Annotated in this window: 7 protein-coding genes and 1 pseudogene; 4 read left to right on the top strand and 4 right to left on the bottom strand. The window is 38.0% G+C overall.

The annotated features are described in order from the left end of the window. Positions 1–406: 406 nt before the first annotated feature. Complete coding sequence (locus AAHB12_RS27370; RefSeq protein ID WP_129731533.1) at positions 407–1,303, top strand: PucR family transcriptional regulator; 897 nt, start codon at positions 407–409, stop codon at positions 1,301–1,303. Between the two features lie 123 nt (positions 1,304–1,426). Further along, on the top strand, positions 1,427–2,524 hold the full coding sequence (locus AAHB12_RS27365) for an ABC transporter ATP-binding protein (RefSeq protein WP_342048398.1): 1,098 nt from the start codon (positions 1,427–1,429) through the stop codon (positions 2,522–2,524). Between the two features lie 39 nt (positions 2,525–2,563). Here AAHB12_RS27365 and AAHB12_RS27360 read toward each other — a convergent pair whose 3' ends face one another. Continuing rightward, positions 2,564–2,809: a hypothetical protein gene (locus tag AAHB12_RS27360; protein WP_129731525.1), complete on the bottom strand. Its 246-nt coding sequence runs from the start codon at positions 2,807–2,809 to the stop codon at positions 2,564–2,566. Positions 2,810–2,859: 50 nt separating this feature from the next. Continuing rightward, on the bottom strand, positions 2,860–3,063 hold the full coding sequence (locus AAHB12_RS27355; protein WP_129731523.1) for an alpha/beta-type small acid-soluble spore protein: 204 nt from the start codon (positions 3,061–3,063) through the stop codon (positions 2,860–2,862). 286 nt (positions 3,064–3,349) lie between these two features. Between AAHB12_RS27355 and AAHB12_RS27350 the strand changes: the two genes are divergently transcribed. Then, positions 3,350–3,556 carry an alpha/beta-type small acid-soluble spore protein gene (locus AAHB12_RS27350; protein WP_129731521.1) on the top strand — a complete coding sequence of 69 codons (207 nt, stop codon included), beginning with the start codon at positions 3,350–3,352 and terminating at the stop codon, positions 3,554–3,556. A 281-nt stretch (positions 3,557–3,837) separates the two neighbouring features. Here the strand turns inward: AAHB12_RS27350 and deoB are convergent. Continuing rightward, positions 3,838–5,013: pseudogene (gene deoB, locus AAHB12_RS27345) on the bottom strand (phosphopentomutase); the annotation flags it as partial. A gap of 214 nt (positions 5,014–5,227) precedes the next feature. On the opposite strand from deoB, the gene AAHB12_RS27340 reads away from it, so the two are divergent. Next, on the top strand, positions 5,228–5,416 hold the full coding sequence (locus AAHB12_RS27340; protein WP_342048397.1) for a hypothetical protein: 189 nt from the start codon (positions 5,228–5,230) through the stop codon (positions 5,414–5,416). A gap of 287 nt (positions 5,417–5,703) precedes the next feature. On the opposite strand, the gene AAHB12_RS27335 is transcribed toward AAHB12_RS27340, so the two are convergent. Next, positions 5,704–6,432: a GntR family transcriptional regulator gene (locus AAHB12_RS27335; protein WP_129731517.1), complete on the bottom strand. Its 729-nt coding sequence runs from the start codon at positions 6,430–6,432 to the stop codon at positions 5,704–5,706. Between the last annotated feature and the right edge of the window lie 782 nt (positions 6,433–7,214).

Raw genomic sequence — 7,214 nt, 5'->3', positions numbered from 1 at the left:
AGACGGTATTGGATACTTAGATTCCCCAATACAGCTCAAAGGCGGTAAGATTACTTTCCTGCGTTAGGAAGTTCGCAGCTTTTCTTCCCTCTCTGGAAACCGGAAAAAGTAACTCATGTCCTTGTCAGCGCTTTTGAAGTTTCGTACTTCATACATATAATTTATAATATGTTAAATTTTACAATAATCTACTGTAAATAGCAATATCTCATTGTTAAACCTTTTTAAGAGTAATGTACATACAGGGGATTTTCATTACATTCTAACATTTTCTGCTGCGCCGAATTCACTTCTAGCTAAAAATTTCCTCCTGGTTCCTGCCACATAGCATGCTAATCAACCATTACGTTTCACACAGCCCTGTGATAAAATACTGTAAAAACTCATTTTTAGTTAGGAGACACTCATGCTGGAGAAACTAAAGCGGTATTATCAAGGACATATTGTAACAGACACAACACCAAACAATTATGAGGAATATTGCTGGTACACAGATGAACAAGACAACACTATTGGCATTGAAAAGAAAATGCTGACGAAAAAAGATGAGGAGCTGCTTTCAGTATTTTTAACTCCTGTATCTGACGAAGAGCTTAGTATTTCTAGCGAACAGCACGCTTGGAAGAGGTTTTTATTTCAATCAGCCGAGGATGTGCATTCGATTCCCTTTCATGGACAAATGAAAACCGTACGCTTTCTTCATTTTGCCATGAAAGAATCATTTTTCGAGAAGCAGGCATTGGAAGAGGCGCTGCAAGGATTGCTCTCTTCTTCATTCATAATTCTATGGCAAACAAACAAAAGCGGTGTCATTATAGAGACATACCCGCATGTGAAGCCGGAGACAGAACTCGATTTTGAAGCGTTCGATGCATTGACAACGGACTTCCTAATTACACCGAGCATTCTCATCGGGAGGCTGCATCTCGTGCAACCATCTCTTTTGCAACAGTTTCACTGGGAGCAGGCTTGCTTTCAAACAGCTCAGTCACACCTAAAGAAGCAGCATATTTACAGATTAGAGGATGTACTGCCCTATTTATTTTTAGAAAAGCAGGATGTACATCTGCTTCCGCTTCTATTTGGCGAAACACAAGACGATCAAGAATTGTTAACAACTGTGCGAACGTATCTGGAATGTAATTTGAATGTATCCCTCGCTGCTAAAAAGCAATATATGCACCGCAATAGCGTACAATACCGTGTTGATAAATTCATAGAAAGAACAGGAATTGATATTAAAACATTCAAAGGTGCGGTTGCTGTATATATGGCCTTGCTTATGCAGGATTCCCCCTCTTGAGTTTGTAAACATTGCACAAATGAAAGCGTTTTTTTTATTCAGGTTTCCCATTTCCAGCTTGGACCATTTGAGATACACTTAGTAACAAGAAAACGATTTCAATTTATGCAGGGGGTAATCAACATGGCTGAATTAAAATTAGATCATATTTATAAAATTTACGATAATAATGTAACAGCGGTAACAGATTTTAACCTTCACATTGCAGATAAAGAATTCATCGTATTCGTAGGTCCTTCCGGCTGCGGTAAATCTACAACACTTCGCATGATTGCAGGATTAGAAGAAATCTCCAAAGGTGATTTCTCCATTGACGGCAGACGCGTGAACGATGTAGCACCAAAAGATCGTGACATTGCGATGGTATTCCAAAACTATGCGTTATATCCTCATATGAGCGTATATGACAATATGGCATTCGGCTTAAAGCTTCGGAAATTTGACAAAGCGGAAATTGAGAAGCGTGTAAAAGAAGCAGCTCGTATCCTTGGACTGGAGCAATACTTAGATCGTAAGCCAAAAGCTCTTTCCGGCGGTCAGCGTCAGCGTGTTGCGTTAGGACGTGCAATTGTTCGTGACGCAAAAGTATTCTTAATGGACGAGCCTTTATCTAACCTTGATGCAAAGCTTCGTGTATCCATGCGTGCCGAAATTTCCAAGCTTCACCAACGCTTAGGCACAACAACGATTTACGTAACGCATGACCAAACAGAAGCGATGACAATGGCAACTCGCCTTGTAGTTATGAAAGATGGACTTATCCAACAAGTTGGAACACCAAAAGAAGTATACGAAAAGCCAGAAAACGTATTTGTAGGCGGTTTTATCGGTTCTCCTGCAATGAACTTCTTCCGTGGTGCATTAACAGACAAAGGCTTCAAATTAGACAATGTTGTCCTGTCTGTTCCAGAAGGCAAAATGAAAATGCTTCGTGAACAAGGCTATGTAGGACAAGAAGTAATTATGGGAATCCGCCCAGAGGACATCCATGATGAGCCTGTATTCATTAACGCAGCACAAGGTTCCACTGTAAACGCGAAAATTGAAGTATCTGAGTTGCTAGGTGCAGAGTCTATGCTCTACTCCCAAATCGGCGGTCAAGATTTCGTAGCACGTGTTGATGCACGTACAGATTTCAAACCTGGCCAAACAGTAACACTTGGCTTTGATATGAATAAGGTTCACTTCTTTGACTCTAGCAGCGAGCAACGCATTCGATAAAACAGAAATACCCCGTCTCTGGATAAGGAGACGGGGTATTTATATTTGTTGAAGCTTAACAGAAAAGTCTCGTTCACAGGCAGGACAATGATATAAGTGCAAGCAATACCGATTCGATTCCTCATGAGATAAGCTATCGACTTTCTCTAGCAGCTGTTGGTCCATATATGCGCTGTAAGGACCTAAATAATCTACTGTTTTCCCGCAATCCTCCATGCTGGCAGCACAATTCGGACAAGAATGCGAAATCTCAGTTAAACCGTTACAGACAGGACACATTGACATACAAATCCTCCTGAAAAAGGGCGGGGAATACCCGCCCTTATAGCCATTATTTATCGTTGAAATCCGCCTAATTGCTGTTCAGCCAATGCTACAAGACGCTTTGTAATCTCGCCGCCGACAGAGCCATTAGAACGAGACGTTGCATCTGCACCAAGTTGAACACCAAACTCTTGAGCGATTTCATATTTCATTTGATCAAGTGCAGATTGAGCACCTTGAACAACAAGCTGATTGCTGTTATTATTTCTTGACATATTGTTTCACCTCCTTAAAGTGGTGTAAGCATAGTATACGGAGAACTTTTGTTCATATGTATATCATCTACAAGGTAATTTTTGGAATATTTCTTCCGGTTGAATAATGGAAAAAATTACAACAAAATCTATCGCATATATATTTCTTCACTATCCATACTACTAGTACAGTAACAAAACAAGCCGCTTATAACACCGATGGATTAGAGCCGGCAAGGCGGTTACACTGGTTCAACTCCAGCTAATCCAACCAAAAAAACTAAACATTCATCAAGGAGGAACTAACATGGCTTCAAATAATAGCAGCAGAAATCAATTAATTGTACCTGGCGCTGAATCTGCGCTAGATCAAATGAAGTACGAAATTGCACAAGAATTTGGTGTACAGCTCGGAGCTGACGCAACAGCACGTGCAAACGGTTCCGTAGGTGGCGAAATTACAAAACGTCTTGTAGCAATGGCAGAACAACAACTTGGCGGATTCCAACGCTAATTTCATAACATGGCTAAAAAGGTCCCGGCTTTTGCCGGGACCTTTTCCAAGTGAAAATCCTTTACCTTCCTCATACTTTCTGTCTCTAGCTGTAGGCGACATTATAAAAAACCCAACCACCCAAACTCCTCAATCTATTTTTTATAAATAAAACGTTTATAAAGAGCTACTTTGATTGAACGTATACACTCTTTAGTCTTCGTATAAAACATTGGCCTATTAAGGTTCCGTTTTTTCAATAAATTATGTTTTATAACCGAACAGGCTTCTCTCCCATTGTTTAGCTCCTGCAAAAAGCTCGTTCCATATTTCGGCATGGCTATGCCAAAGTTTTCTGCTACTGTCGCTCCAATATCTGCGAAGGTTTGACGAGTTAGCATTTCTTTTCCAATGCCTTTCATGCTTGGACTGTAAACCAACAAAGGTACATATTCACGTGTATGATCCGTACCGTGATGGACTGGATCATTTCCATGGTCAGCTGTAATAATCAACAAATCATCTTCGTTCATCTTTTGAAGTACTTCTGGAAGACGTAAATCATACTCTTGCAGCGCCTCCCCATATCCCTGCGGATCACGTCTATGACCAAAGAGTGCATCAAAATCAACAAGGTTCAAAAAACTTAACCCTGTAAAATCCATATCTAATGTATCAATTAACTTATTCATGCCATCCATGTTAGATTTTGTGCGCAATGACTTCGTTACTCCCTCGCCATCAAAAATGTCAGAAATTTTACCAATTGCAAACACCTCGTATCCTCCATTTTTCAATTCATTCATAACGGTTTGCCCAAATGGCTTCAAAGCATAGTCATGACGGTTTTCTGTACGCTGGAAACTGCCTGGTTGCCCTAAAAATGGACGTGCGATAACACGACCGACCATATATTTCTCATCTAATGTTAATTCACGTGCAATTTTGCAAATATCATAAAGCTCATCAAGCGGTACAATTTCTTCATGTGCTGCAATTTGCAATACGCTGTCTGCAGATGTGTATACGATCATTGCTCCTGTCTCCATATGCTCCTTGCCAAGCTCATCGAGAATCTCAGTACCTGAAGCCGGCTTATTGCCGATTACTTTACGACCAGACCTTTTTTCTAGTTCTTCAATTAACTCTCTAGGGAAACCTTCTGAAAACACTTGAAATGGTTTATCGATAAATAACCCCATCATTTCCCAATGCCCAGTCATCGTATCCTTACCCACAGATTTTTCTTGCATTCTCGTATAGTAGGCCATCGGTTGCTCTACCTTTTGGATCCCTTGGATTTTACGAATATTACCAAGACCCATCTTTTCCATATTAGGTAAATATAGTCCATTCATATGCTCTGCGATATGGCCAAGCGTGTCTGCTCCTTCATCCCCATACTTTTTTGCATCTGGCGCTTCACCAATCCCAACAGAATCCATGACGATTAAAAAGATGCGTTTATATTTATTCACAACTTATCCCTCCTATGTGAAGATGCTTACATTTATTAAAAATATGTCTACGTTATTTGTCGTTGGACGTCGGACAACTTGTTATTTAAAGTGATTCTATCATTCAATTGACTAATATTCAATATTTTTAAAATAAAATTTGTAAACGAATCTCCTCAGCATACGGTGGTTTGCCAAGAACGACTATTTAGTTAGGGGGTCCGTCCGCATTTTAATGAAACTATACACTTTGAAGGACTTGATTCGTAAAACGAATGAGAGTAAAAAAACAGGAACAAGACTATCTGTTCCTGTAAAAGTAAATGAATATATCGAAGAACATCTATTAAAGTTTCGATTTGTACCTCAAGTTATGGGATTTGGTGAGTTGAAAATAAGAACAGAAAAGAAGTTGTATAAGTAGGAAAATCCTCGTAAAGGATATTGGAGAATTGCCGGGGTTAAAGAACCTAACTACAAGAATAAACAATTACGTTTGACATAACTCAAAACCATACACACAACAGCGTGGGGCGTGAAGACTCGTTGTCTCCATTCCACCCCAGCTATACCTCGGCCATATCTCAATTGAGTAAGACATAGTTAATCATGTTATTTCAAAATCCACCGCGCGTTATGAATGCCCCTGTAGGCTTTTCACTTTTACATAAATATTACGTCCAAACCATCAGAATTCTTGGAGCAAAAACCTTATTTTAAACGTTTACGGAATACATGGAAGCTAAAATTATCAGAACGAAAATAATTGATTGAATATAAAATAAGCCGATCTTTTTCATCATAGTGAGATTGTTTTAGAACTAATAAAGGAGTTTCTTTATCACATTTTAAACTATCAGAAACTTCTGGCAAATAACTAGTTGTTCCAATGTCTGTAGTCGCATAATCAATCTTAACATTGGCTTTGTCCTCTAGAAAATCAAAAATAGATTCTCGATCTAAGGTACACCCTTTTGGTAACAGATGTTCAGGAATTTTATCGATACAGTATACCAGTGGTTCTTGATTAGACGTTCTTATTCTTTTAACCAACAATATTTTTTCATTATCCCCAAGATTTAATTTTTCTTTCTCTTGGCTATTTGGCGTTACATAGTCTGAAAATATTAACCTTGTGCCCGGTGTATGCCCTCCCCTTTGAATTAAATCCGTAACACTAAACAGTTCCTCTATTCCATTAGAATATAAAGGTTTCTGATTTATAAATGTTCCTATCCCATGTTTTTTAGTGATTATATTTTCTTGTTCTAATGATCTTAAAGCTTCTCTTAATGTAGAGCGACTTACTTTGAACTCTTTAGCTAATTCTGTTTCAGAAGGCAACTTCTCACCAGGTTTTAAATTACCTTTCTCTATTTCTTCTTTAATCTTATCTATGATAACTAAATACCGTGATTTATGATAATCTTCTGTATACATTAATACGTACCTCCATAAAAGACATTAGTTATTTTATGGTATCAAAATAAACATAATTTTGCTATTTGTTTTCTAATGGAAGTTCTATGTTTATATGCCATAGTTCGTTTCGAATTACAATCACTGTCTGCATCCCCTCCCCCTTAGTTCTTGTAAATGTCTTTGTAAATTCAAACATCACAATAAGATGTTCATAACACTAGTTTTAAAATTCACTTCCAAAAAGTATTGAATATGTGACGATCCAGTGCTAGAATCAATCTAAACGCTTACAGTTGTTGGACATCTAACAACAAGCAAAGAGAAATATCTTTCATATTTTTCCTTTTAATCAACTATTTTCATGGCATGGAAAATGAGAGCAGTTGAAAATTGTCCTTTCTCATTTAGGAATATACCACTTCATACTAGAAAAAATTTGTTTCTAAAAAAGATTGCACACTAGATAATTAAGTGCTAGAATCAACCTAAATAGTTTTTGGTTGTCGGACGTCTGACTATTATGTTTATGGAAGCACTTTCGAAAATTGTCTTTTGGATTAACTATTTACACAGCGTAAACAATAAGAAGAGTTAAAATGCTAAAGAAAATTCTGTCTACTGCAAGGTGGGGACTCTACATGATTTATCATATAACCCTAATTACCATTTCTGGAAACCTTTAAAGAAAACTCGCCGATTAGCTTCCGGCCGGAAACTTATACTTCTTACAGTGAAAAAACAATTGTAATCAATGCACCTATGTCATCCTTTTAGGAAGGAATAGAGCAGCAATAGATTAA

It is taken from the genome of Bacillus sp. OTU530 (genome assembly GCF_038440375.1).
Note: the sequence above shows the minus strand (reverse complement) of the source record. Positions and strands in the feature narration are given on the sequence as shown.

What these genes read in the sequence shown, in the direction of transcription:
- AAHB12_RS27340 (WP_342048397.1), top strand. Translation starts at nt 5,228, where the DNA reads ATGAAACTATACACTTTGAAGGACTTGATTCGTAAAACGAATGAGAGT.
- AAHB12_RS27365 (WP_342048398.1), top strand. Translation starts at nt 1,427, where the DNA reads ATGGCTGAATTAAAATTAGATCATATTTATAAAATTTACGATAATAAT.
- AAHB12_RS27355 (WP_129731523.1), bottom strand. Translation starts at nt 3,063, where the DNA reads ATGTCAAGAAATAATAACAGCAATCAGCTTGTTGTTCAAGGTGCTCAA.
- AAHB12_RS27360 (WP_129731525.1), bottom strand. Translation starts at nt 2,809, where the DNA reads ATGTCAATGTGTCCTGTCTGTAACGGTTTAACTGAGATTTCGCATTCT.
- AAHB12_RS27335 (WP_129731517.1), bottom strand. Translation starts at nt 6,432, where the DNA reads ATGTATACAGAAGATTATCATAAATCACGGTATTTAGTTATCATAGAT.
- AAHB12_RS27370 (WP_129731533.1), top strand. Translation starts at nt 407, where the DNA reads ATGCTGGAGAAACTAAAGCGGTATTATCAAGGACATATTGTAACAGAC.
- AAHB12_RS27350 (WP_129731521.1), top strand. Translation starts at nt 3,350, where the DNA reads ATGGCTTCAAATAATAGCAGCAGAAATCAATTAATTGTACCTGGCGCT.